We start from the raw sequence: 24,941 nt of genomic DNA on the forward strand, positions 1-24,941 counted from the left end.
ATAGCGGGATACTGGAAAAGGTATTAGGCATGCAGAAAGAGAAACTTTCCGCTTTAATGGATGGCGAAACGCTGGATACTGAGTTACTCAAAGAGCTAACTCACGACCCGGAAATGCAAAAAACCTGGGAGAGTTATCACCTGATTCGCGATTCCATGCGAGGTGATACCGCCGACGTTCTCCATTTCGATATTTCCGCCCGCGTAATGGCCGCCATCCAGGATGAGCCAGTACGTCAGACGGCGCCATTGATTCCTGAGGCCCAGCCAGCACCGCACCAGTGGCAGAAAATGCCATTCTGGAAGAAAATGCGTCCGTGGGCCGCGCAGCTTACCCAAATGGGTGTGGCCGCGTGCGTATCACTTGCAGTTATCGTTGGCGTCCAGCACTATAATGGGCAATCTGAAACGTCCCAGCAGCCCGAAACACCGGTATTTAATACATTACCGATGATGGGTAAAGCCAGTCCGGTTAGCTTGGGTGTACCTTCTGACGCGACGGCCAGCGGCGGTCAACAACAGCAGGTACAGGAGCAGCGTCGTCGTATTAATGCCATGTTGCAGGATTACGAATTGCAACGTCGACTGCACTCTGAACAGCTTCAGTTTGAGCAGGCCCAAACACAGCAAGCCGCTGTGCAGGTGCCAGGAATTCAAACTTTAGGAACGCAATCGCAGTAATGAAGCAACTTTGGTTTGCCATGTCACTTGTGGCTGGTAGCCTGTTCTTCTCTGTAAACGCCTCGGCCAATCCTGCGTCCGGGGCGTTGTTGCAGCAGATGAATCTGGCCAGCCAGTCGCTAACCTATGAGCTGTCATTTGTCAGCATCAATAAGCAGGGTGTTGAATCCCTACGTTATCGTCATGCCCGCCAGGATAACCGTCCACTCGCGCAACTATTACAAATGGATGGACCGCGCCGGGAAGTGGTGCAACGCGGCAACGAAATTAGCTATTTTGAGCCTGGCCTCGAACCGTTCACGCTGAATGGCGATTATATCGTTGACTCTCTGCCATCCCTGATTTACACCGACTTCAAACGCCTTGCTCCCTACTATGATTTTATCTCAGTAGGCCGCACCCGTATTGCCGATCGGCTCTGTGAAGTGATCCGCGTTGTGGCGCGTGACGGCACCCGTTACAGCTATATCGTTTGGATGGACACGGAGACCAAACTGCCGATGCGTGTCGATCTCCTCGATCGTGATGGCGAAACGCTGGAACAGTTCCGTGTAATCTCCTTTACCGTGAATAACGGTGTTAGCGACAGCATGCAGACGTTAGCAAAAGCGAATTTACCACCGTTGCTGTCGGTTCCTGCGGGTGAGAAAACCAACTTCAACTGGAGTCCGTCGTGGTTGCCACAAGGTTTCAGTGAGGTCTCAAGCAGTCGACGTCCGCTGCCGACGATGGATAACATGCCGATTGAATCACGCCTTTATTCTGATGGCCTGTTTAGTTTCTCCGTGAACGTAAACCGTGCGACGCAGAACAGCGCCGATCAACTGCTGCGTACCGGCCGTAGAACAGTCAGCACCAGCGTGCGTGATAATGCGGAAATTACGATTGTGGGCGAGCTTCCACCACAAACGGCGAAGCGTATCGCGGACAATATCAAGTTCAGGGCAGCACAATGATTAAAGAGTGGGCGACGGTCGTCTCCTGGCATAATGGTCTGGCGACGGTCAGCTGCGATGTTAAAGCATCATGTAGCAGCTGTGCTTCCCGGGCCGGATGCGGGAGCCGCGTGCTGAACAAACTGGGACCACAGACCACACACACCATCGTGGTGCCCTGCGACGAACCCTTGACCCCAGGTCAAAAAGTTGAACTGGGCATTGCCGAAGGTAGCCTGTTGGGATCGGCGATGCTGGTCTACATGTCTCCGTTGGCGGGGCTGTTTCTTTTCGCAGCGCTGTTCCAGGTGCTGTTTGGTTCCGATCTTGCGGCATTAAGCGGCGCAGTGCTGGGGGGCGTGGGCGGATTCCTGATTGCTCGTGGATACTCTCGTAAGCTTGCTGAACGCGAAGCCTGGCAGCCGGTCATTCTAAACGTTGCTCTCCCACCCGATCTTATTCGCGTCGAAACCCAGCAGTGATATCTTTGCCTGATGGCGTTGCGCTTATCAGGCCTACAGCGTGCTCAGATGCAGGCGTAGGCCGGATAAGGCGTTTATGCCGCCATCCGGCAAAAGTTTCACCGACTTTGCAAGGTTGTTTCCAGTTCCCGCTATCCTTGCTCTATGAACGTTTCCTCGCCTCAGCGTTGTAGTGTAGAATGCGGCGTTTCACTTAAACAGACGTTAAGCTCAGATCAGCGACTTCTCAGAGCCTGCTCCGGCGGGCGTAAGGCACAATAATTACACTATATGAAGAACATACGTAACTTTTCAATCATAGCTCACATCGACCACGGTAAATCGACGCTGTCTGACCGTATTATCCAGATCTGCGGTGGCCTGTCTGACCGTGAAATGGAAGCGCAGGTTCTCGACTCGATGGATCTTGAGCGTGAGCGCGGTATTACTATCAAAGCGCAGAGCGTGACGCTCGATTTCAAAGCATCTGATGGTGAAACCTATCAGCTTAACTTTATCGACACCCCGGGCCACGTTGACTTCTCGTATGAAGTTTCCCGCTCGCTTGCTGCCTGTGAAGGCGCATTGCTGGTGGTTGATGCCGGACAGGGCGTAGAAGCGCAGACCCTGGCTAACTGCTATACCGCCATGGAAATGGATCTGGAAGTAGTACCGGTACTGAATAAAATTGACCTGCCAGCCGCCGATCCTGAACGCGTGGCAGAAGAGATCGAAGATATCGTTGGTATCGATGCGACGGATGCCGTTCGCTGCTCGGCGAAAACCGGCGTTGGCGTCACTGACGTTCTTGAACGTCTGGTACGCGATATTCCGCCGCCGGAAGGCGATCCGGAAGGCCCTTTACAGGCGCTGATCATCGACTCCTGGTTCGATAACTACCTTGGCGTGGTGTCACTGGTGCGTATTAAAAACGGCACCATGCGTAAAGGCGACAAAATTAAAGTGATGAGCACCGGTCAGGTCTATAACGCCGACCGTCTGGGCATCTTCACGCCAAAACAGGTTGACCGTACCGAGCTGAAATGCGGCGAGGTAGGTTGGTTGGTTTGTGCGATTAAAGACATCCTCGGCGCACCGGTTGGCGATACCCTGACGCAGGCGCGTAACCCGGCAGACAAACCGCTGCCAGGCTTTAAAAAAGTGAAGCCGCAGGTTTACGCTGGTCTGTTCCCGGTGAGCTCTGACGACTATGAAAACTTCCGTGACGCGCTTGGCAAACTGAGCCTGAACGACGCCTCCCTGTTCTACGAACCGGAAAGCTCTACCGCGCTGGGCTTCGGCTTCCGTTGTGGCTTCCTTGGTCTGCTGCACATGGAGATCATTCAGGAACGTCTGGAGCGTGAATACGATCTGGATCTGATCACCACCGCGCCGACCGTAGTCTACGAAGTCGAAACCACGGCAAAAGAGACTATCTACGTCGATAGCCCGTCCAAGCTACCGCCGCTGAACAACATCTACGAACTGCGTGAGCCGATCGCTGAGTGTCACATGCTGCTGCCGCAGGCTTACCTTGGCAACGTCATCACCCTGTGTATCGAGAAGCGTGGCGTCCAGACCAACATGGTTTACCACGGTAACCAGGTGGCGCTGACGTATGAGATTCCGATGGCGGAAGTCGTACTCGATTTCTTTGACCGTCTGAAGTCGACCTCTCGCGGCTATGCGTCGCTGGACTATAACTTCAAACGCTTCCAGGCGTCTGATATGGTGCGTGTTGATGTCCTTATCAACAACGAACGTGTCGATGCACTGGCGCTGATTACCCACCGCGACAACTCCCAGAGCCGTGGCCGTGAACTGGTTGAGAAGATGAAAGATCTGATCCCTCGCCAGCAGTTTGATATCGCGATCCAGGCGGCCATTGGTACGCACATCATCGCGCGTTCAACGGTTAAGCAGCTGCGTAAAAACGTTCTGGCGAAATGCTACGGTGGCGATATCAGCCGTAAGAAAAAGCTGCTGCAAAAACAGAAAGAGGGTAAAAAGCGCATGAAGCAGATCGGTAACGTCGAACTGCCGCAGGAAGCGTTCCTCGCCATTCTGCATGTCGGTAAAGACAGCAAATAATCTTAAGGAGTTGGCATGGCGAACATGTTTGCCCTGATTCTGGTGATTGCCACACTGGTGACGGGCATTTTATGGTGCGTAGATAAATTCATCTTCGCGCCAAAGCGCCGGGAGCGTCAGGCAGCAGCGCAAGCTGCTGCAGGTGATTCACTGGATAAAGCTACGCTGAAAAAAGTGGCACCTAAGCCAGGCTGGCTGGAAACCGGGGCGTCCGTTTTCCCGGTACTGGCGATTGTGCTGGTGGTGCGTTCATTTATCTATGAACCATTCCAGATCCCGTCAGGTTCGATGATGCCGACGCTGCTTATCGGTGACTTTATCCTGGTGGAGAAATTCGCCTACGGGATTAAAGATCCGATTTACCAGAAAACGTTGATCGAAACCGGTCATCCGAAACGCGGTGATATCGTGGTGTTTAAATACCCGGAAGATCCGCGTCTGGACTACATTAAACGTGCTGTCGGTTTACCGGGAGACAAAGTAACGTACGATCCAGTGGCGAAAGAGGTGACTATTCAGCCAGGATGCCGTTCCGGTCAGGCGTGTGAAAACGCGCTGCCGGTAACGTACTCTGATGTTCAGCCAAGTGATTTTGTACAGACCTTTGCTCGTCGTAACGGCGGTGAAGCGACCAGCGGCTTCTTTGAAGTTCCGCTGAACGAAACGAAAGAGAACGGTATTCGCCTCTCTGAGCGTAAAGAAACGCTGGGTGAGGTTACGCACCGCATTCTGACCGTGCCGATTGCGCAGGATCAGGTGGGGATGTATTACCGTCAACCTGGTCAGCCGTTGGCAACCTGGATCGTTCCGCCGGGACACTACTTCATGATGGGTGATAACCGTGATAACAGCGCGGACAGCCGTTACTGGGGATTTGTACCGGAAGCGAATCTGGTTGGTAAAGCGACCGCTATCTGGATGAGTTTTGATAAGCAAGAAGGTGAATGGCCGACCGGTGTGCGTTTAAGCCGTATTGGTGGCATTCACTAATCACCGATAATCGTTCACGTTGTCGTCATTACGGCGGCAGCGTGAATTATTTCTCGGATAAATTCCCGCAGACTAACGACATCCCTTGTCGTTGTGTATAGAATATTCCCCCGAAGTTTTAGGTTGGCACCGACAGGTTGCCACGGCACACGAAACAGCGTTGGTTTGTATATAAATGCATGCAGGCGAAGCCAGATGGCTCAGCGAAGTGCGTATATCAGGTCTGTTTCGTGTGCTGAATTGTTGACGCATTCATTTATTGGTATCGCATGAACCCCATCGTAATTAATCGGCTTCAACGGAAGCTGGGCTACACTTTTAATCATCAGGAGCTGTTGCAGCAGGCATTAACTCACCGGAGCGCCAGCAGCAAACATAACGAGCGTTTAGAATTTTTAGGCGACTCTATTTTGAGCTTTGTTATCGCTAATGCGCTGTATCACCGTTTCCCGCGTGTGGATGAAGGTGATATGAGCCGCATGCGCGCGACGCTGGTTCGCGGCAATACGCTGGCTGAATTAGCCCGTGAGTTTGACCTCGGTGAATGTTTACGTTTGGGGCCAGGTGAGCTGAAAAGCGGCGGCTTCCGTCGTGAATCAATCCTGGCGGATACCGTTGAAGCTTTGATCGGCGGCGTCTTCCTCGACAGCGATATTCAAACCGTTGAGCAATTGATCCTGAACTGGTATCAAACTCGTCTGGATGAAATTAGCCCAGGCGACAAACAAAAAGATCCGAAAACGCGCCTGCAGGAATATTTGCAGGGTCGCCACCTGCCTCTGCCGTCTTATTTGGTGGTGCAGGTCCGTGGTGAAGCACACGATCAAGAATTTACTATCCACTGCCAGGTCAGCGGCCTGAGTGAACCGGTGGTTGGCACAGGTTCGAGCCGTCGTAAGGCTGAGCAGGCTGCCGCCGAACAGGCGTTGAAAAAACTGGAGCTGGAATGAGCGAAGAGAAAACTTACTGCGGATTTATTGCTATCGTCGGTCGCCCGAACGTCGGCAAATCCACCCTGTTGAATAATCTGCTTGGGCAGAAGATTTCTATTACCTCACGTAAGGCTCAGACAACACGTCACCGTATTGTTGGCATCCATACCGAAGGCGCGTATCAGGCGATTTATGTTGATACCCCGGGTCTGCATATGGAAGAAAAACGGGCTATTAACCGTCTGATGAACAAAGCGGCGAGCAGCTCGATCGGTGATGTTGAACTGGTTATTTTCGTTGTCGAAGGCACCCGCTGGACGCCGGACGACGAAATGGTGCTCAACAAGCTGCGTGATGGCAAAGCCCCTGTTATTCTGGCCGTCAACAAAGTCGACAACGTTCAGGAAAAAGCCGATCTGCTGCCGCACCTGCAGTTCCTGGCAAGCCAGATGAACTTCCTTGATATCGTACCGATTTCTGCCGAAACCGGCTTGAATGTCGATACCGTTGCGGGCATCGTGCGTAAGCATTTGCCGGAAGCTATTCATCACTTCCCGGAAGATTACATCACCGACCGTTCTCAGCGCTTTATGGCCTCTGAAATCATCCGTGAAAAGCTGATGCGTTTTCTGGGTGCTGAACTGCCGTACTCCGTTACCGTGGAGATTGAGCGTTTTATCTCTAACGAACGCGGTGGCTACGACATTAACGGCCTGATCCTCGTCGAACGTGAAGGGCAGAAGAAGATGGTTATTGGCAACAAAGGGGCCAAGATTAAAACCATCGGCATCGAAGCGCGTAAAGACATGCAGGAGATGTTCGAAGCGCCCGTTCACCTGGAACTGTGGGTGAAAGTGAAATCCGGCTGGGCCGATGACGAACGCGCGCTGCGCAGCCTCGGTTACGGCGACGACGTCTAAACACATCTTCTGAAACGCGGCGAGTATATGGAAGGATGGCAACGCGCTTTTGTCCTGCACAGTCGCCCCTGGAGCGAAACCAGTCTCGTGCTGGACGTCTTCACGGAAGAGTCGGGTCGCGTGCGCCTGGTGGCTAAAGGCGCACGTTCCAAACGCTCCAATCTTAAAGGCGCACTCCAGCCTTTTACCCCGTTGTTGCTTCGCTTTGGTGGACGTGGTGAGGTCAAAACCTTGCGCAACGCCGAAGCCGTTTCTCTGGCACTCCCCCTTAGCGGAATCACGCTGTACAGCGGCTTGTATATTAACGAGCTTATCTCGCGCGTACTCGAGTACGAAACCCGCTTTTCTGCACTCTTTTTCGATTACCTGAACTGTATTCAGGCGCTTGCTGGCGCCACGGGTTCGCCAGAACCTGCGTTGCGTCGCTTTGAGCTGGCCTTACTTGGTCATCTGGGGTATGGCGTCGATTTTACCCACTGTGCGGGCAGCGGCGAGCCGGTAGACGACACCATGACCTATCGCTACAGGGAAGAAAAAGGGTTTATCGCAAGCGTTGTGATTGATAACGCCACCTTTACCGGACGCCATCTGAAAGCACTCGAATCGCGGGAATTTCCGGATGCTGATACGCTTCGCGCCGCGAAACGCTTTACCCGCATGGCGTTAAAGCCGTATCTTGGTGGTAAGCCCTTAAAGAGCCGCGAATTATTCCGGCAGTTTATGCCGAAGCGAAAATAAAAAACGAGGATTGTCATGGCCGAATTACTGTTAGGCGTCAACATTGACCACATTGCCACTTTACGTAATGCACGCGGTACCGCATATCCGGACCCGGTTCAGGCAGCGTTTATCGTTGAACAGGCGGGCGCGGACGGTATTACCGTACACCTGCGTGAAGACCGTCGTCATATCACTGACCGTGACGTACGTATTTTGCGCCAGACGCTGGATACACGCATGAATCTGGAAATGGCAGTCACCGAAGAGATGCTGTCGATTGCCGTTGAGACTAAGCCGCATTTTTGCTGCCTGGTGCCGGAAAAGCGTCAGGAAGTTACCACTGAAGGTGGGCTGGACGTCGCCGGTCAGCGTGACAAGATGCGCGATGCCTGCAAACGCCTGGCGGACGCAGGCATTCTGGTTTCGCTGTTTATCGATGCCGATGAAGAGCAGATTAAGGCCGCTTCGGAAGTTGGCGCACCGTTTATTGAAATTCACACTGGCTGTTACGCCGATGCGAAAACCGACGCAGAACAGGCCAGCGAACTGGCGCGTATCGCCAAAGCGGCAACCTATGCTGCAAGTCTTGGCCTGAAGGTGAATGCGGGTCACGGTCTGACGTATCACAATGTTAAAGCTATCGCGCGTATCCCGGAAATGCACGAGCTGAATATTGGCCATGCCATTATTGGACGTGCGGTGATGAGCGGCCTGAAAGAGGCCGTAGTAGAAATGAAGCGCCTGGTGCTGGAAGCGCGTGGCTAATGGCGATTCTGGGATTAGGTACGGATATCGTGGAGATTGCCCGCATCGAAGCGGTGATCTCCCGTTCCGGCGACCGCCTGGCAAGACGTGTGCTCAGCGACAACGAATGGGCAATCTGGGAAACGCATCAGCAGCCGGTGCGTTTTCTGGCGAAGCGTTTTGCAGTCAAAGAGGCGGCAGCAAAAGCCTTTGGCACGGGTATTCGCAATGGGCTGGCATTTAATCAGTTTGAAGTCTTTAACGACGAACTTGGTAAGCCGCGTTTGCGATTATGGGGAGAGGCGTTAAAACTGGCGGAAAAACTCGGCGTTGCGCACATGCATGTGACGCTGGCCGATGAGCGTCACTACGCCTGCGCCACGGTGATTATCGAAAGTTAGATTCAGGACGATGCCGGATGGCGACGCGTAGCGTCTTATCCGGCCTACGGGTTATGCGTTTGTTGCAGGGGCAGGGTAGGGGTTTCATCGCCAGATGGCGACGCGGCTAAAGTTTATCGGCGTGGTGCATCAGCACAAACTTATCCCACAGCTGCTCTTCTGTTTCGACATGCGCCGGATCTTTCAAAATAGTATTGGGGATCGGGCACACTTTCTGGCAGGTTGGCGTGTCGTAATGGCCTACGCATTCCGTACACTTGTCGCTGTTAATCTCGTAAATGCTATCACCCATCGAAATCGCCTCATTCGGGCATTCGGGCTCGCACATATCGCAATTGATACAGCGTTTAGTAATTAGTAAAGACATTTCAATGAATTACCGTTAAATCATTTTAAAATCAGCAAGTTAAAGAGTTTCTCTATCACTCTCTATTATTTACTTACTGTATGTTGATACAGTGTGTTTAACCCTGATAAACTCAGTCCAGTAACACAAAGCCGCAACACATTGCATTTTGTCACGCTGAAAAGACCTGCATGTGTGAGCTTGTTTTCTGTGCCTTCGCAGATAAGGATTGAGAATGCCGCGCACTGTAACACATAAACCGGATAGCCCCAATAATGACGATGTTTTAGCCGCGTCTGAAAAGTGGGATGCCTGTAAACCCCCCTATACCAGCTCACACATGAAAATCTGTGTTGCTGCCGCCAAAATTATCCTCTCAGCCTCCGGCGTCGCCCGCCGTTCCAAATACGAAAAAGAAAATTATCTCCGCATTGATTTTAGTAAAGCAGGTAAGGTGACATTTTACGCTGAGTTCCCTAAAAAGATGGGGCTGAAAGGTAAAAAACTTGGCGAATGGCCGGAACTCGCAATTCAAATAGCCAGAGAGAAAGCATCAGAAATGGCAGAGGGTGGGTTACGTGCTGAATCTGTCCACGCAGCTTTGGAAATGTACCGTGAAGACCTTAAAGCAAAAGTAGACAGGCAGAAGTTGAGTCCTGATAGCTTCACGACCTATGGGGTACGTATCGACAGAATCAAAGCAACGTTCGGGGAGCGTGAAGTATTCAGTGATGTGACTTACAGTCGGCTGGTGGATGTTCTGGATGAGTGGATCGCAACACGTTCCAATAATAACGCGTTAGAGTTATTTGGTGAGCTTCGTCGGTTCTGGAAATTTTGTGCTCCTACACTTTGCAATGGGCGTAACATTGCCGCCAGTTTGCCAGATGATTATGTTTCTTCTCGCGTGCAGAAACCAACCCCAACGCGACTATTTACGGATATTGAATCAATCGCCCGCCTTTGGCTCAATGTGGCTGCCTGCACCTCTATACACCAGAAAAATGCCGTTAGATTCATGATTATTACTGGCGTTCGCCCGATAAACATTAATAACTTGCGCTGGGATTACGTCAACGAGGATGCAGATGAAATCGTTTATCCAGAAGGCGTGATCGGTATGCGCGGGGCGATGAAAACACAAAAGGCTTTCCGCCTGCCGATAACGCCAGAGATCAGGCGGATTATCGACGAGCAGAAAGCCTGGCGCGATTCAGTTCCTGAATGCAATAAAGATTATGTGTTCTTGCAGCCGCGCGACCCTATGCAAGCATTTTCAAAACGATCACTTGATAAACTGGTGAAAACATACAGCCCGGAAGGGGCGGTAAAGGGTATGAAGCATGACGGGACAATAAAAGGGAAAGAAGGGGCATTTAATACGATGTGCCGTAAATTCCTTAAGAGCAATGTAATTGCCCTGATGAAGGAAAGAGGCTACTCCCGATCAGATAGAAGGGAAGTAAGCCTCCTGTGTCTTCACCATTCCAGCAAGTCAGATGACCCGATGGCAGAACACTACGACTTTTCAGATGAGATTTTGCAGGAAGAGATTGCGTTAAAGCGCGAGGCATTTGAGGCTCACGAACGGAGCATACTCGCGCAGGTTGCGCTGCTAAGGCGACGGGGTTGAATGACTCTCGATGCCCATTAAAAACTATGGACGTGTCGTTGAACGTTATTTAAAACGCAGATAGAATCAAGAAAAATCCTAAATAAATGGAATATTGTTTATGGCTAAGAAAATCGTATTACTGGGCTTTTCTGCTCTTTTTGTTGCGAGTGTTGCTTTTGCTGAAACCGCAAGTAATTGGATTGAGGTTACTACAGCTGATGATGGCATTTTTTCAGCAAAAAGAGGCACATTTAGAAGTGTAAAAGGTGAATCATCTGCTTTGTTCATGTATCAAACAAAAAATAAAAAAGTTGAGTATTACAAAGTAAGTATTAAAGATGCCGACTGCGATAGTGGATACGGGGAGTTAAAATTCTTCTATATGGATGGGAGATTGGCTTTCAAAGGTGATTATGTTGCGGAAGGGAACAGCGTAGGCGCTGGTGTTGGTGATTTTATGTGTGGTGTCAGAAATGCTGTTAACTCACAAAAAAGTTAACGAGGGGCATTTGTTAAAAACAATAGCCCCATATCAACATCAGGTTAATACTGGCTCCGGCATTTCTGGATAAAAGCCTCCACGTTACGGCGCTCATAGCGAACGACTTTAGCGCTAAATTTTACAGGGGCCAGTGTAGAGCGGTGCCGGTGTTCTGTATTCCATTTACATAATGTTTTTTGCGTAATCCCCAGTTTCTGGCATACCTCGTCCGGAGTGAGGAGATCATCAGGTTGTTCAATCATTTTATTCCTCGCTGTTATCGGGGGTGATGATAAGCCGCTTCCAGATAGCTGAGACATACTTCGCTTGGTGTTTTGCATCAGCAAGTGCATTATGCGCAACCCCATCAAATGGCATATCACGCTTAGGGTCGAATCCTACACTTCTGCCTAGCGTAACGATGGTTCTTACGTCGTGATCATTCCAAAATTTCCATGGGCAAACCTGGTCTGCACGTTCATATGCCCCACGCAAAATAACGTTGTCGAACGTAGCTCCATTACCCCAAACTTTTAAATATTTCGGGTTATCAGAGTACTGGTTAATGAAATGGCTTAGTTCAGATAGGGCAGACGATATCGGCATCGCATCATCAACACATATTGCTGATCGTGCCTCTGAGCTTTGTCCCAACCACCACAGAATAGTGTCACCATCCGGCATCGCTCCCTGCTCCATAGCGCTTTCAAGGTTAACGGCGGTGTAAAACTCCTGACCCAGTTCACCGCTTTGCGGATCGAAGAACACGGCACCAATGGAGACGATAGGGGCATTCGGTTTTTTGCCCATGGACTCAAGGTCGATCATTAAATTGTTCACGTTAAATATTCTCCTGTTTTGGTGCTGCTTTAATCATTGCTGCCCAGCATAACTCAGCCCGGCGCGCCGCCTGCCGACATCCACTTAATGCTTCGTATTCCTCCCACTCTTTTTCATCGCTGAAGTGCGGATTTGGAACCGATTCGAAGCCGTTAATAATCATGTCCTCGGTCGGAACGATAGGCACCAATACGTAACCATCCCGAGTTACCGGAGAGTTGCCAGCCTGAAGCATGTCGGCTCGGCTTGCTGACCATGCTTTCCACATATGCCGTGTATAACTGTCAGCATAGTTTTCGCCATGCAGGAATTTACCCATTGCGAAATCATATTCATGCCGCTCGCGCCCCCATTTTTCGAGCATCCATGCCTCAAACTGTTCACGGCCATCATCCGGCACTACCGGTGCTGGCGGTGCGGTGTAGAGTGGTTGCACAAGAACCTCACCATCCTCAGCTACAATTTTTGCGCGACGCTGGTCATTGGTTACATGGCGCTTATCGCGATATTCCCACTGCCACGCCACAGGCTCAGCACCAAACGCCGCAATAGCCCCATCAATCACCTTCACAGCATCAGCCATTGCGTAGCCGAGATTACCTCCGTCGCTTTGTGCTGCTGCTTTGCTGAGTATTTCACATATCTGGTGCAGGCGCTCGAGTGATACAGGACCGTGCGCCGGGTGGTTGTTTGTTGTCATGCTGCACACTCACAAGGTTTGCTATTTTCACCATCAGTGAACAAATCAATTTGCTGATTTTTCACCGCTCTTTTTGCCATGCTCCAGAACTTCCCTGGAGGTATATGCTCAGTTGGCGGAACGCCAGCCCTTTTCATATCAGCAAAGAATTCCTCTTTATCTTCCAGATACACAGGACCATTTGCGTCTTTATGAATGGCATAACCAATTTCAAGTTCCCCAGCCTTCGCAGACTCCCAGATATCAGGACGAGTGCAGTACACAACGTACCAGTGTTGCCATCCAGCTTTCAGACAACCTACGCAGTTGGCATGTTTAAACTGGCTATACGTTCCTGGAAGCGCTATTCCAACGTCTTCAACAGAATGAATGGTAAGGTCAGTCCAGATCATCGGATATTCCGTTTTGTACCCACGAGCCCCCATAATCCCCGCACGTCGCTGTATACGATTTGGTTCAGAAGGTTCAAAACCGTAGTAATAAATATTCTGTCCATCCGGATCATTTTCTTTAAGCCAGGCATCAAAAGGTGCAGTCTTTAAACGGTTGGTGCAAAGAATTGAACCGTTACCAACTTTCCATGCCCCAGCATCAACACAGACCTCAACTGGCGTTGCTGTATCCCATTTGGCATGATTTGCATAAGTAATCTCCATGCCGAGAAATCCAGCAACCTCATCGCGGAAACGCTTAATATCTGAATCTTCAACGATGCCGGAGATACTGTGGGTCAGGAGAATCATGTTTTCAGTGCCGTATTTACGTGCAACCTCTATCGCTACCAAAGCTGAAGCATGACTGCCAGAGTGGAGAACTACGTGTTTCATCTCACTCCCCCTTCACGCCAATGCCAGCAGCGGCATTTATCATGGCGCGGTAAATATTCGCCAATCTTGTTTTCATCAGGCGTGACATTTTTCCTGTATCAGTCAGCGTCTTATATCCCGCATATTCTTGAGCCATCGATGGATTAATAGGAACCATCGCCCATCCGTCTGGAATACTCATATTGATCGCCCGAGCCTCCAGTTCAGCAACAAGTGCTATGGCTTCACTTTCCTTCAAAATCACGGAGTCATAGCTTTCAATCTGCTTTTTGATTTTGGCAATCAGCGCCTGTTTGTTGAGTGCTGTCATTGGGCGGCCTCCTGGGTAACTTTTTCGACTAACTCAATCCACTTCGGTGCCAGTGTATTTTCTGCTTTTTCGCGGCTACTGGCAGGTCCGTTGAGCTTCACGCTGTAATGGTCATACGGGCATCTGATACCACCCCAAACCCAGCCAAGATGATTGGGTTTCAGCGAGTACTCGGGCATATTTCCGCACGTAGGGCATCTTGGTAAATCAGACTGCTTCACGGCGACACTCCATCAGTAGTTGATTGAATTGGATTAGCATTGCGTTACCACACCCATAAGGGAGATCGTTAACGCGGTAAGTAGGGACACCGTTGCACATCCCTGATTTCACAACGCGACCAGTGGTATAAAGCTGGGATATTGCGCCTGATACAGCGGGTGTCTTCTTGTTCAGCCCTCTGGCAACGCCACCGCTGGTGGTGTTTGGATGAGCCTGGATGTATTCAAAAACCGTCATCGCGCCGCCTCCCGCCTCGCCGTCTTATTGGCTCGAAGCATTTCTTTAGAGCGACCTGAGATCACAGTCTTCATCAGGAAGAAGCCGCAACGCTCGGCAATAACACCCTGCGTACACATCAGCACCGTATCAACGACGCGAACATGACGACGAAACTCAAAAACTGTGCTGGTGATAATGATGTTTGCCGCCGCGCCCTTATCCTGGTATTCGATATTCATGAAATAACCCTCGCTATCAGTCGTGCCGTGGCGATGAAGCAATAAAATCCTGCGGTTAAACCAATTCCGGTAAGAGAAGAAAAGAGCAGGGTCCACATCACCAGTTCAGAAACTTTTTTCATGAGGTCACCCCATCAGCCTCGTGACGAAATTCGCGAAGAATTGAGATTATTTCAGCCTGCATTGCTGGTGGCACTTCAATGGTCAGCACTTCACCAGAGTCCTCAGCACATGAAGAAATAAGCTCAAGAAACTTTCTTGCTTTTCCGGCATTAAACTGAGGACTGGCGATGCTCTTGGTTATTTTTTTCTTACCTGCGTCTTCAGCTTTCTTCATCAGACGTGAAGCTTCGCGATCGGCATACACACCATGCTCGCGGGAGATACCGATGGCGATGGCATAATTCATGGAACCATCACGAACGAGTTTTTTGATATATGGAGTACATTCGTGAAGTTGAAGGTGTTGCAGAATATCGGACTCAGAACGTTTAACTTTTGCCGCTATTTCTGAAGGACTCCAGCCCTGATTCTGAAGGCGATGATATGCCGCGCCACGTTCAAGAGGAGTAAGCGCTAATCCTTGCGAGCTGGTTACCATGAAGGCGATCTTGTCGGCTTCACTACCTACGAAATCTTTGCATTCAAGGCGCACAATGTCGTGGCCCATTTCGATAGCAGCCAGCGCACCATGATAGCGGTGATGGCCGTCGATAACCTTCACACCACGCTCGGTAACTTCTACGGCCAGCGGCGGGATATATTCACCGGCAATAAACGCATCGCGGAATTCTTCAACATGCGCCCGATTGAGTTCACGAACGTTGTAGCCTTCTTCGGCGTAAATTTTATCCAGCGGAACATTGTAGGTTTTGCGGGTAGTTAACCCGGCGTCTTTATCATTATAGAGCTGGCCTAAACTGGGCATGGTTACTCCTTCATGTAGTGGGAGAGTGCTTTGCTATGCGCCCGCAGGGCAGGCGCATAAAACAACACACGGTGGGATTAAACAGAGCCTTCGTAGATAGGCAGGTCTTCGCCGAGTTGGCTTTCCATATCGGTGACGATTTCCTGGAATGCGTGCTCAACAACTTTCTTCGGTTCGATCAGCTCATACCAGAGGACCAGTTGACCATCACGCAGGCGGTAGCGGATACGTGCATCGACCTGGTAAGGAGAGCCGTTGTGGAATGGTGAAATTGCCAGGCTGATTTTTTCCGGCATTTTGGTATTACCAGAACCTGATTTTTCATCGCTGAACTGGAACTGGCAGGTACCATCAGAAAGGCGTTTAACAGACTTAAACTCAGATTTGCGAGTCTCCTGGAATGCCAGAACCATTTCGAGTAGTTCAGTACCGGACGGGCCCTGGTATGAATCACTAACCGGCGCAACATTCTGAATATTGTTTTCCAGGAATTCAGCGAAGTTGATCTGGTCCATTTTGCTGCCATCGTTGGCAGTCCATGATTTCCATTCGTCCGAGAACGGACAGTCATAAACAGCTTTATGTGCAGCCCAGCTCGGATTGTCTGCGTTCTGGTGGAAATCCAGCACGGCGACAATGCGCGTTTTGGTTTTATCCGCAAAAACTACAGTACGTTCATCACGGAATCGCTGGATGTAAGCGATCAGAGAACCCGGAGAAATCAGGTTAGCGCTCTGACGAATGCGCGACGGAGCCAGTTGCAGATTTTCGAGGGATTTGACTTCAAAGCCATCGGGTACAACAACTGACGGAATGTCCGTCTCGGTCTTCAGAGTTGCAGAGACCAGATCGCGAATGTCGAGCACGGCAGAGCCTTCAATTTGAGACATTGAATATTTCCTTATCAGATTGGAATGGTTTGTTTGGTGGGTATTACTGGGCCAGCTTGATAGGTGCTGTTTGAGGCGCAGGGTTGATAACCTTCAAATCAAGCTGAACTTGTGACGGGTCGTCACGCAGCAGGTCTCCATCAGCAGTTGCGAACATAATGGTATCGGCGCGGTCAAGTTCAGGTAAAGTTCGTGTGACCTTGGGCGTAACTTTCATTGTATTTTCGTCACGGTTATTCAGCATTGAGCAATTAAGCGTTAGCGTAACCGAACCTTTTTTACCTGTCTCACGTACGGCCTTGACCACTTCAGCAAACGCCTCGGTCAACTCAATATCAAGAGTTCCTTTGTTGATATAAGCCAGTTGCTGGCTGAATGGTGTGGTGTTCTTTGTTTCTGACATAGTTATCTCCAGTTATAAACGAGGATCGCCTTTCTGAGTGAGTAACCTGCATAACCAGCTACGCCGCCAGAAATTAGCGATTGTTTTTGGATTACGAACAGCCTGCACACCACGAGTGACGCGCATCAGGTCGCCGTAGTAAAAATTAACGTTACGGAAGGTCATATAAGTCACCATTTGATTAGGTATCCGGCAGGAGTTGAACCCGCGCTGGGTAGGGAGTCCCAGCCGACACCGGAAGCGGACACATTGAATAAAAAGGGCGGCTATCTGTCAGAACATTATCTTCTTCCTCCTGTGAGTTGGTTGAAGACCAGATAACCGCCAAGGCACAGCAACTATTAGAAATTAGTGATTAGCTCACTTTGGTGGTGTGGTGGCCGGTGCTTATCTTCGGCTTGTCTCGGTGGACTGCAATTCACCACACCCCAAAGGGTACTATGTTTAGCTAATGAGACGCCTGTCTTTTCACCACTTCAGGCTCGGTGGTATCTTGGTTGCTCTCACACAGCCAAAAAGGTTAATAAAATGTCAGTGATTAATGATGATTATTTCCATTTACTTCAGACAAAAATTGCTGAATTACATGGCGTAGCAATGCAAGGAGTTATCAAGCCTGAGTATTACAAAGTCCAAAACAGAACCGTGCTTATATTCAGCCTTGAAGTTATTCTCGAAGAACATCGTAAAAAATATGGGCATTTAACCAATCCGCTAAAGGGGAAATCAGCACTTCACCATATGTTGCTCAGAAAATATAAATGGCCACTTTCCGAAATTAGGTCTTTAAGCCTTCAGGACTCTCTTTTTCTTCTCCAGGAAGAGTTGGCTTTAGAATCACTACCTGAACCAGCTCAGAAGGTTATTCAGATGTTCAGTGCGCACAGAGCTAAAGATTGTTTTGATGAGGTTCTTGAAGATGAGTGGGACCCTGAATTTTACTTAGAAGTTCCAGCGCCGAGGAACTGGTAAGTTCATCTATTCGTAGATTAACATCGGCCAGCGCTTGTTTGAGTAACTCACGTTCAGCGAGCGCTGCATCCAGCATTCTGGAAGCCGTAATTTTCTTTTTCATCCAGTCATAAATCTCTTTGGTGCTGTAGTCTTCAGCCACAATCATTGGTTCATTCTTTCGCATGATGGTCTCCGGGCAATCGTTATTTATAGCTCGTGGATTCAGCCCAACCCCCTCATACAGAAGGGGCTGGAATAAATCATTTTGCGCTTGCACACTTCCCCTGCCAGTGTTCCCCATTCACGCACGAAAATTCGTGGCTAACCCTCACACCGACCGGATCGCACCCGGTGATACGTCGCATAAAGCGCAGGGGTCTAAACAGGTTTCATGTGCTGTTCCGACTTTGCTGATTGTTAAAGAGCGGTCTATGGCTGTCTAAGCGAATCATCCCGGTCTTCATATGCCCCGGGCGGCTACTTCGTGGGCGTCCTGCCTGTTCGCTTGCCTGTGTAACTAAAGGTACCTTTTGTTACCTTGTCAGTCAAGTGTGATATGTACCTATAGTTACATTGAATGGTAAAAAAATAGCCGAAGATAACTTCGGCTATAGAGGGGAGGAAGGGGGATTAAAGGTTTTGTGTAATCTGTACTACTCGGCCAACTATTCTACAGTTTCCATCGATCTGAATTGGTTTGAAAATCGGGTTAAGAGGCATGAGATAGGCATATGGACTATCCCAAACCAGCTTTTTGACCGTAGCCTCTGTTGAGCCATCTAACATCGCTACAACAATCTTTCCATACAGATCATCAAGTTGCCCATAATGCGGCTCAACTATAACAATTGAACCTTCAGGAATTGACGGTAGCCCGTGAGGGTTTGTCATTGATTCGCCTCTTACTTCAAGCCCAAAAGCTTCATCGGAGACGTTGGCAGTCGTTTGTGTCCAGCAAATCACATCAGTAAGCCTTGAGCTGGCGTAAGTGTCGGTCCACACACCCGCCTGTACGGCAGATATAACAGGAATAGTTACTGGTGGTTTAAGAAAAGGCATCACTTTAATATCGTCTTTAGCTACCTCTCCTTCACCATAGAGAATCCACTCCGGACTTACCTGGAGAGCCAAAGCAAGTTGATGAAGATTTTCCCCATCAGGCTTGGTTGTGCCGTTCTCCCACTTTGTTACAGATACACGACTGACCCCAAGTTTTTTGGCGAGGGTTAATTGTGTGATGTCGAGCTGAACTCTGCGGGAGCGGATTCGATCTTTCATTTCTGTTTTCATGTAACCAATGTTACCAATGATTGAAGTAACTTTTGTTTGCTATTTATGGTACCTTTTGTTACCTTCAATTCATCAGATAACAGGAGTAACCATGCGAAAACATGAAGTCATAGAGTATTTCGGGGGGGTATCAAAAACCGCCAGTACTTTAGGGATTTCTCATCCGGCTGTCTGCCGCTGGGGTGAGGTGATCCCTGAAAAACAGGCATTTGTTATTGAGCGCCTTACAAATGGGAAGCTTAAGTACGACGCCAATCTTTACCAAAAGTCTACCAATGCTGGTGTGCAATAGTAACCACAGAATCAAGGGGTTAATCGTGGGTAATCAACCAGAGTGGAAAAAAGTCGAAAAACAGCCTACATGGCTGGTGGCTGCGATCAGAAGAACTATCGCTGATTTACCTGGTGGCTATGAAGAAGCTGCGGAAATTCTGGGTGTATACAAGTCTGATGACGTAACACCTGCAACCGATCCTCTGCATAACCGACTCCGCACTACTGGCGATCAAATCTTCCCATTGGGATGGGCGATGGTCTTGCAGGCTGCTGGTGGATCAAATCATATCGCAAATGCCGTTGCCCGAAACTCGAACGGTCTGTTTGTGCCGCTGGCAGATGTTGATGATGTTGATAACGCCGACATCAATCAGCGCCTAATGGAATCCATCGAGTGGATCGGCAGACACTCTCAGTATATCCGTAAAGCTACAGCAGACGGAGTCATCGACGCCGCTGAACGCGCTCAGATTGAAGAGAACAGCTATCAGGTTATGACCAAATGGCAGGAACACCTGACGCTGTTATTCCGGGTCTTCTGTGCCCCTGATGAGGTTTCCAGACCTCCAGACTAATCAGTCTATGCCCGGCTCACAAACGTGACGCAGGAGGGCTTATGTATCAGGACGAATATTTTCACGTGACTATGCCCACGGTTTTTTCTCGTGAGGACGCCCCGTGGATTAAACAGCAGTTAGCAACACTCCCGGCAGGTATGCGGGAAAAAATCGCGATGGCGTATGCGCAGGCGTACCAGGAGGCGTTCGACGCAGAACCGGTGTCTTTCCGGCAGCAGAACGCAGCACGACGAACGGCAAACCGCAGATTGCGAGAGTTTTGCACGAGATATACCCCAGCGGTCAGGGGATATACCTCGCTCCCACCCAGGGTATGAATTTTTGAAACCGGGTTGGGGGAAAGGGGGCGGTGTTGGGTTTTAGCCCGAAGGGCTGGAACAGCTTTACCAGAAGAGATCGATCTAACAGATAGATCACTGTATGGGGTTAAAACGTCGCTTGGGAATCCAGACGTTTAGCCATCCAAAAGGAGATAAAATGATTTATTCAGACGCTAACGAAAAATGGGCCCCTGTTCCAGTTGAGCTTTATTCAAAAGCTTATGAAGTCAGCAATCTTGGCCGTGTTCGCAGCATTCCGCGCTTGGCTAACTCTGAATATTTTATTCGTCACATTCACGGCGGTTTTCTCAAAGGCCGCATGCGTAAAGACGGTACCAAAACGGTTACGTTGTCCGTTCAGCGTCAGCGCGAGAAGTTTGTCATTGCTGATCTGGTTGCAGCAGCATTCGGGGAGGTATCAACCAATGCTTAACATCCAGCCTCGCGAGAAACAGATCGTTGCACTCAACATGCTGCGCGGCGCATGGAAGCAGAATAATTCGTTCATGCTCTATGCCCCGGTTGGTTTCGGCAAAACAGCTATTGCCGCGCTGATCACTGATGGCTTTGTCAGCCGCGAAATGCGCGTAATGTTTGTGGCCCCGTATACGGTACTGCTTGACCAGACTGCCACCCGATTCATGGAATATGGTCTTCCTGGCGAAGAGATCAGTTATGTCTGGCGTGATCATCCGTCATATAACCCGACAGCGCTTATTCAGATAGCCAGCGCCGATACACTCATTCGCCGTGAATTCCCGGACAACATCGACCTGCTGATCGTTGACGAAGCCCACCTGAAGCGCAAAAAGCTGCTGGAGGTTATCGACAACCTGACCCGCAACACAAAAACGAAGGTGGTCGGTCTTTCCGGTACGCCTTTCGCCAAGTTCCTGGGCAACTACTATCAGCGCCTGATTAAGCCAACAACGATGAAGGAACTGATCGCGATTGGCGCACTGAGCAAATACGAATTTTACGCGCCGTCACATCCCGATCTCTCTGAGGTGGAAACGTCTTACGTTGCTGGTTATGGCAGCGACTACAAGGAAGGCCAGCTCAGTAAGGTTATGAGTGAAGCCAAACTGGTTGGCGACATCGTGAAAAACTGGCTGGAGAACGGGCAGGATCGACCAACAATCTGTTTCTGCGTTGATGTGGCCCATGCGAACTACGTCACGATGGAGTTTTCCCGCGCCGGGGTGACCGTTGAAGTCATGACGGCAAGCACACCACATGAAGAACGTCAGTTGACGATCCGTCGCTTCGAGCAGGGTATTACCAAAATCATCATCAACGTTGGCGTACTGGTAGCCGGGTTTGACAGTGATGTTCGTTGCATCATCTTTGCCCGACCGACCAAAAGTGAAATTCGCTGGATTCAGACGCTCGGGCGTGGATTACGTGCGGCTCCTGGCAAAGATCACTGTCTCATCTTCGACCACAGCGGCACAGTCAACAAGCTGGGTTATCCCGATGACATTGAATATGACTACCTCCCTTCGTCGTCTGACGGCATGGAAGAAGCCCCGCAGCGTGTTACCAAGACCGACGAGCCGGAGAAACTGCCGAAAGAGTGCAGCCAGTGCCATTACGTGAAACCTGCCGGAATTTATATCTGTCCGAAATGTGGTTTTAAACCGCTGGCCGGGGAAGACGTTGAAACAGACAAATCCCGTGGACTGACAAAGGTCAGCAAAGCGGAAGTTAAATACACCGCAGAGCAGAAGCAATCCTGGTGGTCTCAGATTCTTTTCTATCAGCGCACCCGCGCAGCACAGGGACGCCCTGTCAGTGACGGATGGTGTGCGCATACCTATCGCCAAAAATTCGGTGTATGGCCGAGAGGGTTACATCACACCCCGCAGCAAATCACACCTGAAGTGACGAATTTCATCAAATCAAAACTGATCGCTTTCGCGAAGCGTAAAGAGAAACAAGGGGAAGCCGCATGAATACCAAACAAGCCGCAATTGGTCGCTGGGCTGAGATATACAAACACTACGGCCTTCCTGGAATTACCGGGAAAAACCATCTTAAAGGGGAATGTCCTCTGTGTGGTCGTAAGGGGAAATTCCGCTGTGACAATAAAAACGGTACCGGGTCATACATCTGCGTGTGTGGTTCAGGCGATGGCTGGGCGCTGCTGACAGCAAAAACAGGAAAAGAATTTAAGGTTCTTGCCTCAGAGATAGACAGGCTGATCGGCAATGAATACACCTCAGACCGTACCAGTGTAAACCCGGTACGCACATCGCTGGCGCAGCAGCGTGAGAAGGTAAGCCGTAAATTTGCAAAGCTCATCCCTCTGCGTGGGAGCAGTGCAGACAGTTACCTGAAGGGGAGAGGGCTTAACACCCTTCCAGCCGAAAGCGTCAGATTCTGCGACAAACAGCCGGTAGACGGTAAAAACCTCCAGGCTATTTATGCGCTGGCGACGGACGATAAAGGCGAGCTTTGCTACCTGCACCGCACCCTGCTTGACGGGGACAAGAAAGCGCAAACAGGCGGCGCAGCCAAGAAGGTGATGAAGCTGCAGGAGGATAGTTACCTGGAGTTTGCCAAATCCGTCGCTATTCGCATGTTCCCTCCATCCTCCACGCTGGGCATTGCTGAAGGTATCGAAACAGCACTGGCCTGCCATCAAATCACCAAGTGCAATACCTGGGCAACGATGAATACCGCTTTCATGAAGAAGTTCCGCGTTCCTGCCGGGGTAAAGAACCTGATTATTTTTGCTGATGCTGACTCAAACGCAGCCGGTCATGCTGCTGCATTTGAATGTGCTGCTGCCAACCTGCATGCGAAGAATGATCTGGAGACTGTATCCGTCCGCTGGCCTGCACAGGGTGACTTTAACGATCTGCTGCTAAACGGCTCTGAAGTATTCGAATGGGTATTCCACAGGGGGATGAAGCAGTGAAGAAGCCAGTCAGACAAAAGCTAAAGGTGTACAAGCCCAAGGTATGCGCTCAGTGCGGAAAGACATTCACCCCCGATCGTAATCTGCAGAAAGTGTGTGGCCCTCGCTGTGCGATTGACTACAACCGTGCGCTGAAAGCCAGGAAAGCGGAAGCAGAGAGAAAGGTTAGCCTGAAGATTCGCAAGAAGGCTCTCCAGCCCCGTGGCTATTTCTTAAGTAAAGCGCAGACGGCGTTTAACGCTTTCATTCGCGAGCGTGATGAGGGTAATCCTTGCCCGTCCTGTGGCACATACCACCCCCCGATGATTTTCGGCGGTCAGTGGGATTGTGGTCACTTCCTCAGCGTTGGATCACGTCCTGAACTGCGTTTTGAAGAGAAGAACGCTTATCGCCAGTGCAAGGCCTGCAACGGTGGCGCTGGTCGCTTTACCGCTAAAAACAAAACGGTACACGAGCGCTACAGAGCAACGCTCATCGAATGGTTTGGTCTTGAGCTGGTGGAATGGCTGGAAGGCCCACACGAGGCGAAGCACTACTCACGAGAAGAGCTTGAAGAGATTGCGACTACTTACCGACGTAAAACCCGCGAACTGAAAAAGCAGAGGGCAGCATGACATACGACCTTATCTACTGTGATCCACCGTGGGAATACGGAAATAGAATCAGTAACGGTGCGGCCTGTAATCATTACAGCACTATGAGCATGGAAGAACTTAAACGCCTTCCAATATGGAAAGTGGCTGCTGAAAACGCTGTTCTGGCGATGTGGTACACCGGGACCCATAACCGCGAGGCTGTAGAACTGGCTGAATCATGGGGATTCCGTGTCAGAACGATGAAAGGCTTTACGTGGGTGAAGCTGAACCAGAACGCTGCTGATCGCTTCAATAAGGCATTGAGCGCTGGAGAGCTGGTGGACTTCAACGATCTGCTTGAAATGCTGGACCGTGAAACCCGCATGAACGGTGGCAACCATACCCGCAGTAATACAGAGGATGTGCTGATTGCTACCAGGGGAACGGGCTTACCTCGTGCCAGCGCGTCAGTAAAACAGGTTGTGCATACCTGCCTGGGCGAACACAGCGCAAAGCCGTGGGAAGTAAGGAACCGACTGGAACAATTATACGGTGATGTGAAAAGAATCGAAATATTCGCTCGGGAAGAGTGGAACGGATGGGACCGCTGGGGAAATGAGTGCAACAACAGCATTGAAATGATTACTGGTCAGATAAAAGAGGTGAACCATGCAGCGTAATATCCAAATGGTAATGGAGCGCTGGGGCGCTTGGGCAGCAAACAACAGTGAAGACGTTACATGGGCTCATATTGCGGCTGGCTTTAAAGGACTCATACCAGCAAAGACCAAATCCCGCGTTCAGTGCTGTGATGATGATGCGATGGTTATCTGTGGCTGTATGGCCCGACTGAACAAAGGCAATAGTGAGCTTCATGATTTGCTGGTGGACTATTACCTGTTCGGAATGACATTCATGTCGCTGGCAAAAAAACATAACTGCTCTGATGGTCATATAGGAAAAAAACTACAAAAGGGAGAAGGAATAATTGAAGGAATGCTGATGATGCTTGAAGTGAAACTTGAAATGGATGTCGAGGTGTCATTTATTCCTGAAGGAAAAATTGTTGCGGCTGCATAAAAATAGTTTACGTACGTAAAAATATGAATAAGCTGTTAAGAGTGGTCACTT

At 50.0% G+C, this 24,941-nt stretch carries 34 protein-coding genes; 21 read left to right on the top strand and 13 right to left on the bottom strand.

The window, feature by feature from the left end:
• Nucleotides 1-29: 29 nt before the first annotated feature.
• The 10 genes from rseA to acpS all read left to right on the top strand — a co-directional run bounded on the left by rseA (nucleotide 30) and on the right by acpS (nucleotide 8,874).
• A complete protein-coding gene (gene rseA / locus JQN59_RS06100) occupies nucleotides 30-680 on the top strand; it encodes an anti-sigma-E factor RseA (RefSeq protein WP_008785497.1) in 651 nt (216 codons plus the stop codon).
• Complete coding sequence (gene rseB / locus JQN59_RS06105) at nucleotides 680-1,636, top strand: sigma-E factor regulatory protein RseB (protein ID WP_003835334.1); 957 nt, start codon at nucleotides 680-682, stop codon at nucleotides 1,634-1,636. Before rseA ends, rseB begins: the two co-directional genes overlap by 1 nt.
• Nucleotides 1,633-2,097: a SoxR-reducing system protein RseC gene (gene rseC, locus JQN59_RS06110; RefSeq protein ID WP_048225094.1), complete on the top strand. Its 465-nt coding sequence runs from the start codon at nucleotides 1,633-1,635 to the stop codon at nucleotides 2,095-2,097. Before rseB ends, rseC begins: the two co-directional genes overlap by 4 nt.
• 270 nt (nucleotides 2,098-2,367) lie before the next feature.
• A complete protein-coding gene (lepA, locus tag JQN59_RS06115; RefSeq protein WP_003037577.1) occupies nucleotides 2,368-4,167 on the top strand; it encodes a translation elongation factor 4 in 1,800 nt (599 codons plus the stop codon).
• Between the two features lie 15 nt (nucleotides 4,168-4,182).
• Nucleotides 4,183-5,157, top strand: a complete 975-nt coding sequence (lepB, locus tag JQN59_RS06120; protein ID WP_003835329.1) for a signal peptidase I — start codon at nucleotides 4,183-4,185, stop codon at nucleotides 5,155-5,157.
• 269 nt (nucleotides 5,158-5,426) lie between these two features.
• A complete protein-coding gene (gene rnc / locus JQN59_RS06125; RefSeq protein ID WP_003037579.1) occupies nucleotides 5,427-6,107 on the top strand; it encodes a ribonuclease III in 681 nt (226 codons plus the stop codon).
• Entirely contained in the window at nucleotides 6,104-7,009 is a 906-nt protein-coding gene (gene era, locus JQN59_RS06130) for a GTPase Era (RefSeq protein ID WP_003037581.1), read from the top strand. Before rnc ends, era begins: the two co-directional genes overlap by 4 nt.
• Nucleotides 7,010-7,036: 27 nt before the next feature.
• Entirely contained in the window at nucleotides 7,037-7,747 is a 711-nt protein-coding gene (recO, locus tag JQN59_RS06135; RefSeq protein WP_149608317.1) for a DNA repair protein RecO, read from the top strand.
• Between the two features lie 15 nt (nucleotides 7,748-7,762).
• Nucleotides 7,763-8,494 carry a pyridoxine 5'-phosphate synthase gene (pdxJ, locus tag JQN59_RS06140; protein WP_149608316.1) on the top strand — a complete coding sequence of 244 codons (732 nt, stop codon included), beginning with the start codon at nucleotides 7,763-7,765 and terminating at the stop codon, nucleotides 8,492-8,494.
• Nucleotides 8,494-8,874, top strand: a complete 381-nt coding sequence (gene acpS / locus JQN59_RS06145; RefSeq protein ID WP_003037588.1) for a holo-ACP synthase — start codon at nucleotides 8,494-8,496, stop codon at nucleotides 8,872-8,874. The genes pdxJ and acpS overlap by 1 nt, the downstream gene beginning before the upstream one ends.
• Nucleotides 8,875-8,980: 106 nt before the next feature.
• On the opposite strand, the gene JQN59_RS06150 is transcribed toward acpS, so the two are convergent.
• The gene (locus JQN59_RS06150) at nucleotides 8,981-9,241 is read right to left on the bottom strand and encodes a YfhL family 4Fe-4S dicluster ferredoxin (protein ID WP_086529513.1); all 261 of its coding nucleotides are present in this window, start codon (nucleotides 9,239-9,241) and stop codon (nucleotides 8,981-8,983) included.
• A gap of 214 nt (nucleotides 9,242-9,455) precedes the next feature.
• Here JQN59_RS06150 and JQN59_RS06155 point away from each other — a divergent pair, with 214 nt between their 5' ends.
• Both JQN59_RS06155 and JQN59_RS06160 read left to right on the top strand, forming a co-directional pair.
• On the top strand, nucleotides 9,456-10,853 hold the full coding sequence (locus tag JQN59_RS06155; RefSeq protein WP_080169197.1) for a tyrosine-type recombinase/integrase: 1,398 nt from the start codon (nucleotides 9,456-9,458) through the stop codon (nucleotides 10,851-10,853).
• A gap of 100 nt (nucleotides 10,854-10,953) precedes the next feature.
• The gene (locus JQN59_RS06160; protein WP_204528167.1) at nucleotides 10,954-11,334 is read left to right on the top strand and encodes a hypothetical protein; all 381 of its coding nucleotides are present in this window, start codon (nucleotides 10,954-10,956) and stop codon (nucleotides 11,332-11,334) included.
• Between the two features lie 246 nt (nucleotides 11,335-11,580).
• Here JQN59_RS06160 and JQN59_RS06165 read toward each other — a convergent pair whose 3' ends face one another.
• From JQN59_RS06165 to JQN59_RS06215, 11 genes are all read right to left on the bottom strand, one after another.
• Nucleotides 11,581-12,156 carry a 3'-5' exonuclease gene (locus JQN59_RS06165; protein WP_204528168.1) on the bottom strand — a complete coding sequence of 192 codons (576 nt, stop codon included), beginning with the start codon at nucleotides 12,154-12,156 and terminating at the stop codon, nucleotides 11,581-11,583.
• A gap of 1 nt (nucleotide 12,157) precedes the next feature.
• Nucleotides 12,158-12,856, bottom strand: a complete 699-nt coding sequence (locus JQN59_RS06170; protein ID WP_204528169.1) for a hypothetical protein — start codon at nucleotides 12,854-12,856, stop codon at nucleotides 12,158-12,160.
• A complete protein-coding gene (locus JQN59_RS06175) occupies nucleotides 12,853-13,683 on the bottom strand; it encodes a hypothetical protein (RefSeq protein ID WP_204528170.1) in 831 nt (276 codons plus the stop codon). The genes JQN59_RS06170 and JQN59_RS06175 overlap by 4 nt, the downstream gene beginning before the upstream one ends.
• A 1-nt stretch (nucleotide 13,684) precedes the next feature.
• A complete protein-coding gene (locus JQN59_RS06180; RefSeq protein WP_204528171.1) occupies nucleotides 13,685-13,993 on the bottom strand; it encodes a hypothetical protein in 309 nt (102 codons plus the stop codon).
• A gap of 207 nt (nucleotides 13,994-14,200) precedes the next feature.
• On the bottom strand, nucleotides 14,201-14,452 hold the full coding sequence (locus tag JQN59_RS06185) for a hypothetical protein (protein ID WP_115643041.1): 252 nt from the start codon (nucleotides 14,450-14,452) through the stop codon (nucleotides 14,201-14,203).
• Nucleotides 14,449-14,673, bottom strand: coding sequence for a hypothetical protein (locus JQN59_RS06190; protein ID WP_088731857.1), 225 nt, complete (start codon nucleotides 14,671-14,673; stop codon nucleotides 14,449-14,451). The genes JQN59_RS06185 and JQN59_RS06190 overlap by 4 nt, the downstream gene beginning before the upstream one ends.
• Nucleotides 14,670-14,795 carry a sodium:solute symporter gene (locus JQN59_RS06195; protein WP_115643042.1) on the bottom strand — a complete coding sequence of 42 codons (126 nt, stop codon included), beginning with the start codon at nucleotides 14,793-14,795 and terminating at the stop codon, nucleotides 14,670-14,672. The genes JQN59_RS06190 and JQN59_RS06195 overlap by 4 nt, the downstream gene beginning before the upstream one ends.
• Nucleotides 14,792-15,601 carry a ParB/RepB/Spo0J family partition protein gene (locus tag JQN59_RS06200; RefSeq protein ID WP_204528172.1) on the bottom strand — a complete coding sequence of 270 codons (810 nt, stop codon included), beginning with the start codon at nucleotides 15,599-15,601 and terminating at the stop codon, nucleotides 14,792-14,794. Before JQN59_RS06200 ends, JQN59_RS06195 begins: the two co-directional genes overlap by 4 nt.
• Before the next feature lie 77 nt (nucleotides 15,602-15,678).
• On the bottom strand, nucleotides 15,679-16,491 hold the full coding sequence (locus JQN59_RS06205) for a YfdQ family protein (RefSeq protein WP_174332542.1): 813 nt from the start codon (nucleotides 16,489-16,491) through the stop codon (nucleotides 15,679-15,681).
• A gap of 43 nt (nucleotides 16,492-16,534) precedes the next feature.
• On the bottom strand, nucleotides 16,535-16,894 hold the full coding sequence (locus JQN59_RS06210) for a hypothetical protein (RefSeq protein ID WP_173781911.1): 360 nt from the start codon (nucleotides 16,892-16,894) through the stop codon (nucleotides 16,535-16,537).
• A 12-nt stretch (nucleotides 16,895-16,906) separates the two neighbouring features.
• Complete coding sequence (locus tag JQN59_RS06215) at nucleotides 16,907-17,071, bottom strand: hypothetical protein (RefSeq protein WP_001488222.1); 165 nt, start codon at nucleotides 17,069-17,071, stop codon at nucleotides 16,907-16,909.
• A 351-nt stretch (nucleotides 17,072-17,422) separates the two neighbouring features.
• Here JQN59_RS06215 and JQN59_RS06220 point away from each other — a divergent pair, with 351 nt between their 5' ends.
• On the top strand, nucleotides 17,423-17,866 hold the full coding sequence (locus JQN59_RS06220; RefSeq protein ID WP_204528173.1) for an ECs1072 family phage-associated protein: 444 nt from the start codon (nucleotides 17,423-17,425) through the stop codon (nucleotides 17,864-17,866).
• A 612-nt stretch (nucleotides 17,867-18,478) separates the two neighbouring features.
• Here the strand turns inward: JQN59_RS06220 and JQN59_RS06225 are convergent.
• Complete coding sequence (locus tag JQN59_RS06225) at nucleotides 18,479-19,138, bottom strand: LexA family protein (RefSeq protein ID WP_176281271.1); 660 nt, start codon at nucleotides 19,136-19,138, stop codon at nucleotides 18,479-18,481.
• 91 nt (nucleotides 19,139-19,229) lie between these two features.
• On the opposite strand from JQN59_RS06225, the gene JQN59_RS06230 reads away from it, so the two are divergent.
• The 8 genes from JQN59_RS06230 to JQN59_RS06265 all read left to right on the top strand — a co-directional run bounded on the left by JQN59_RS06230 (nucleotide 19,230) and on the right by JQN59_RS06265 (nucleotide 24,890).
• Nucleotides 19,230-19,430 (top strand): Cro/CI family transcriptional regulator, encoded by a 201-nt coding sequence (locus tag JQN59_RS06230; RefSeq protein ID WP_085048962.1) that lies wholly within the window; start codon nucleotides 19,230-19,232, stop codon nucleotides 19,428-19,430.
• 25 nt (nucleotides 19,431-19,455) lie between these two features.
• Nucleotides 19,456-19,989 carry a YmfL family putative regulatory protein gene (locus JQN59_RS06235; protein ID WP_085048961.1) on the top strand — a complete coding sequence of 178 codons (534 nt, stop codon included), beginning with the start codon at nucleotides 19,456-19,458 and terminating at the stop codon, nucleotides 19,987-19,989.
• A gap of 423 nt (nucleotides 19,990-20,412) precedes the next feature.
• Complete coding sequence (locus JQN59_RS06240) at nucleotides 20,413-20,745, top strand: NUMOD4 domain-containing protein (RefSeq protein ID WP_239484215.1); 333 nt, start codon at nucleotides 20,413-20,415, stop codon at nucleotides 20,743-20,745.
• Complete coding sequence (locus tag JQN59_RS06245) at nucleotides 20,738-22,267, top strand: DEAD/DEAH box helicase (RefSeq protein WP_204528174.1); 1,530 nt, start codon at nucleotides 20,738-20,740, stop codon at nucleotides 22,265-22,267. The genes JQN59_RS06240 and JQN59_RS06245 overlap by 8 nt, the downstream gene beginning before the upstream one ends.
• A complete protein-coding gene (locus JQN59_RS06250) occupies nucleotides 22,264-23,235 on the top strand; it encodes a toprim domain-containing protein (RefSeq protein ID WP_204528175.1) in 972 nt (323 codons plus the stop codon). The genes JQN59_RS06245 and JQN59_RS06250 overlap by 4 nt, the downstream gene beginning before the upstream one ends.
• A complete protein-coding gene (locus JQN59_RS06255; protein ID WP_204528176.1) occupies nucleotides 23,205-23,849 on the top strand; it encodes a recombination protein NinG in 645 nt (214 codons plus the stop codon). Before JQN59_RS06250 ends, JQN59_RS06255 begins: the two co-directional genes overlap by 31 nt.
• The gene (locus JQN59_RS06260) at nucleotides 23,846-24,490 is read left to right on the top strand and encodes an MT-A70 family methyltransferase (RefSeq protein WP_204528177.1); all 645 of its coding nucleotides are present in this window, start codon (nucleotides 23,846-23,848) and stop codon (nucleotides 24,488-24,490) included. Before JQN59_RS06255 ends, JQN59_RS06260 begins: the two co-directional genes overlap by 4 nt.
• Nucleotides 24,480-24,890, top strand: a complete 411-nt coding sequence (locus tag JQN59_RS06265) for an antiterminator Q family protein (RefSeq protein WP_088731892.1) — start codon at nucleotides 24,480-24,482, stop codon at nucleotides 24,888-24,890. Before JQN59_RS06260 ends, JQN59_RS06265 begins: the two co-directional genes overlap by 11 nt.
• The last annotated feature ends 51 nt before the right edge of the window (nucleotides 24,891-24,941 follow it).

Origin of the sequence: Citrobacter sp. B72, assembly GCF_016894305.1 — a bacterium.
In the GTDB taxonomy this organism is placed as follows: Bacteria; Pseudomonadota; Gammaproteobacteria; order Enterobacterales; family Enterobacteriaceae; genus Citrobacter; species Citrobacter portucalensis.

Coding starts and splice junctions, on each gene's coding strand:
- rnc (WP_003037579.1), top strand. CDS start 5,427: ATGAACCCCATCGTAATTAATCGGCTTCAACGGAAGCTGGGCTACACT.
- JQN59_RS06210 (WP_173781911.1), bottom strand. CDS start 16,894: ATGTCAGAAACAAAGAACACCACACCATTCAGCCAGCAACTGGCTTAT.
- JQN59_RS06195 (WP_115643042.1), bottom strand. CDS start 14,795: ATGAAAAAAGTTTCTGAACTGGTGATGTGGACCCTGCTCTTTTCTTCT.
- JQN59_RS06260 (WP_204528177.1), top strand. CDS start 23,846: ATGACATACGACCTTATCTACTGTGATCCACCGTGGGAATACGGAAAT.
- JQN59_RS06220 (WP_204528173.1), top strand. CDS start 17,423: ATGTCAGTGATTAATGATGATTATTTCCATTTACTTCAGACAAAAATT.
- JQN59_RS06240 (WP_239484215.1), top strand. CDS start 20,413: ATGGGGTTAAAACGTCGCTTGGGAATCCAGACGTTTAGCCATCCAAAA.
- rseB (WP_003835334.1), top strand. CDS start 680: ATGAAGCAACTTTGGTTTGCCATGTCACTTGTGGCTGGTAGCCTGTTC.
- JQN59_RS06170 (WP_204528169.1), bottom strand. CDS start 12,856: ATGACAACAAACAACCACCCGGCGCACGGTCCTGTATCACTCGAGCGC.
- JQN59_RS06175 (WP_204528170.1), bottom strand. CDS start 13,683: ATGAAACACGTAGTTCTCCACTCTGGCAGTCATGCTTCAGCTTTGGTA.
- pdxJ (WP_149608316.1), top strand. CDS start 7,763: ATGGCCGAATTACTGTTAGGCGTCAACATTGACCACATTGCCACTTTA.
- JQN59_RS06160 (WP_204528167.1), top strand. CDS start 10,954: ATGGCTAAGAAAATCGTATTACTGGGCTTTTCTGCTCTTTTTGTTGCG.
- JQN59_RS06205 (WP_174332542.1), bottom strand. CDS start 16,491: ATGTCTCAAATTGAAGGCTCTGCCGTGCTCGACATTCGCGATCTGGTC.
- lepA (WP_003037577.1), top strand. CDS start 2,368: ATGAAGAACATACGTAACTTTTCAATCATAGCTCACATCGACCACGGT.
- JQN59_RS06185 (WP_115643041.1), bottom strand. CDS start 14,452: ATGACGGTTTTTGAATACATCCAGGCTCATCCAAACACCACCAGCGGT.
- lepB (WP_003835329.1), top strand. CDS start 4,183: ATGGCGAACATGTTTGCCCTGATTCTGGTGATTGCCACACTGGTGACG.
- acpS (WP_003037588.1), top strand. CDS start 8,494: ATGGCGATTCTGGGATTAGGTACGGATATCGTGGAGATTGCCCGCATC.
- JQN59_RS06230 (WP_085048962.1), top strand. CDS start 19,230: ATGCGAAAACATGAAGTCATAGAGTATTTCGGGGGGGTATCAAAAACC.
- JQN59_RS06180 (WP_204528171.1), bottom strand. CDS start 13,993: ATGACAGCACTCAACAAACAGGCGCTGATTGCCAAAATCAAAAAGCAG.
- JQN59_RS06255 (WP_204528176.1), top strand. CDS start 23,205: ATGGGTATTCCACAGGGGGATGAAGCAGTGAAGAAGCCAGTCAGACAA.
- JQN59_RS06155 (WP_080169197.1), top strand. CDS start 9,456: ATGCCGCGCACTGTAACACATAAACCGGATAGCCCCAATAATGACGAT.
- JQN59_RS06150 (WP_086529513.1), bottom strand. CDS start 9,241: ATGTCTTTACTAATTACTAAACGCTGTATCAATTGCGATATGTGCGAG.
- JQN59_RS06225 (WP_176281271.1), bottom strand. CDS start 19,138: ATGAAAACAGAAATGAAAGATCGAATCCGCTCCCGCAGAGTTCAGCTC.
- JQN59_RS06250 (WP_204528175.1), top strand. CDS start 22,264: ATGAATACCAAACAAGCCGCAATTGGTCGCTGGGCTGAGATATACAAA.
- JQN59_RS06190 (WP_088731857.1), bottom strand. CDS start 14,673: ATGAATATCGAATACCAGGATAAGGGCGCGGCGGCAAACATCATTATC.
- recO (WP_149608317.1), top strand. CDS start 7,037: ATGGAAGGATGGCAACGCGCTTTTGTCCTGCACAGTCGCCCCTGGAGC.
- JQN59_RS06265 (WP_088731892.1), top strand. CDS start 24,480: ATGCAGCGTAATATCCAAATGGTAATGGAGCGCTGGGGCGCTTGGGCA.
- era (WP_003037581.1), top strand. CDS start 6,104: ATGAGCGAAGAGAAAACTTACTGCGGATTTATTGCTATCGTCGGTCGC.
- JQN59_RS06215 (WP_001488222.1), bottom strand. CDS start 17,071: ATGGTGACTTATATGACCTTCCGTAACGTTAATTTTTACTACGGCGAC.
- rseC (WP_048225094.1), top strand. CDS start 1,633: ATGATTAAAGAGTGGGCGACGGTCGTCTCCTGGCATAATGGTCTGGCG.
- rseA (WP_008785497.1), top strand. CDS start 30: ATGCAGAAAGAGAAACTTTCCGCTTTAATGGATGGCGAAACGCTGGAT.
- JQN59_RS06200 (WP_204528172.1), bottom strand. CDS start 15,601: ATGCCCAGTTTAGGCCAGCTCTATAATGATAAAGACGCCGGGTTAACT.
- JQN59_RS06245 (WP_204528174.1), top strand. CDS start 20,738: ATGCTTAACATCCAGCCTCGCGAGAAACAGATCGTTGCACTCAACATG.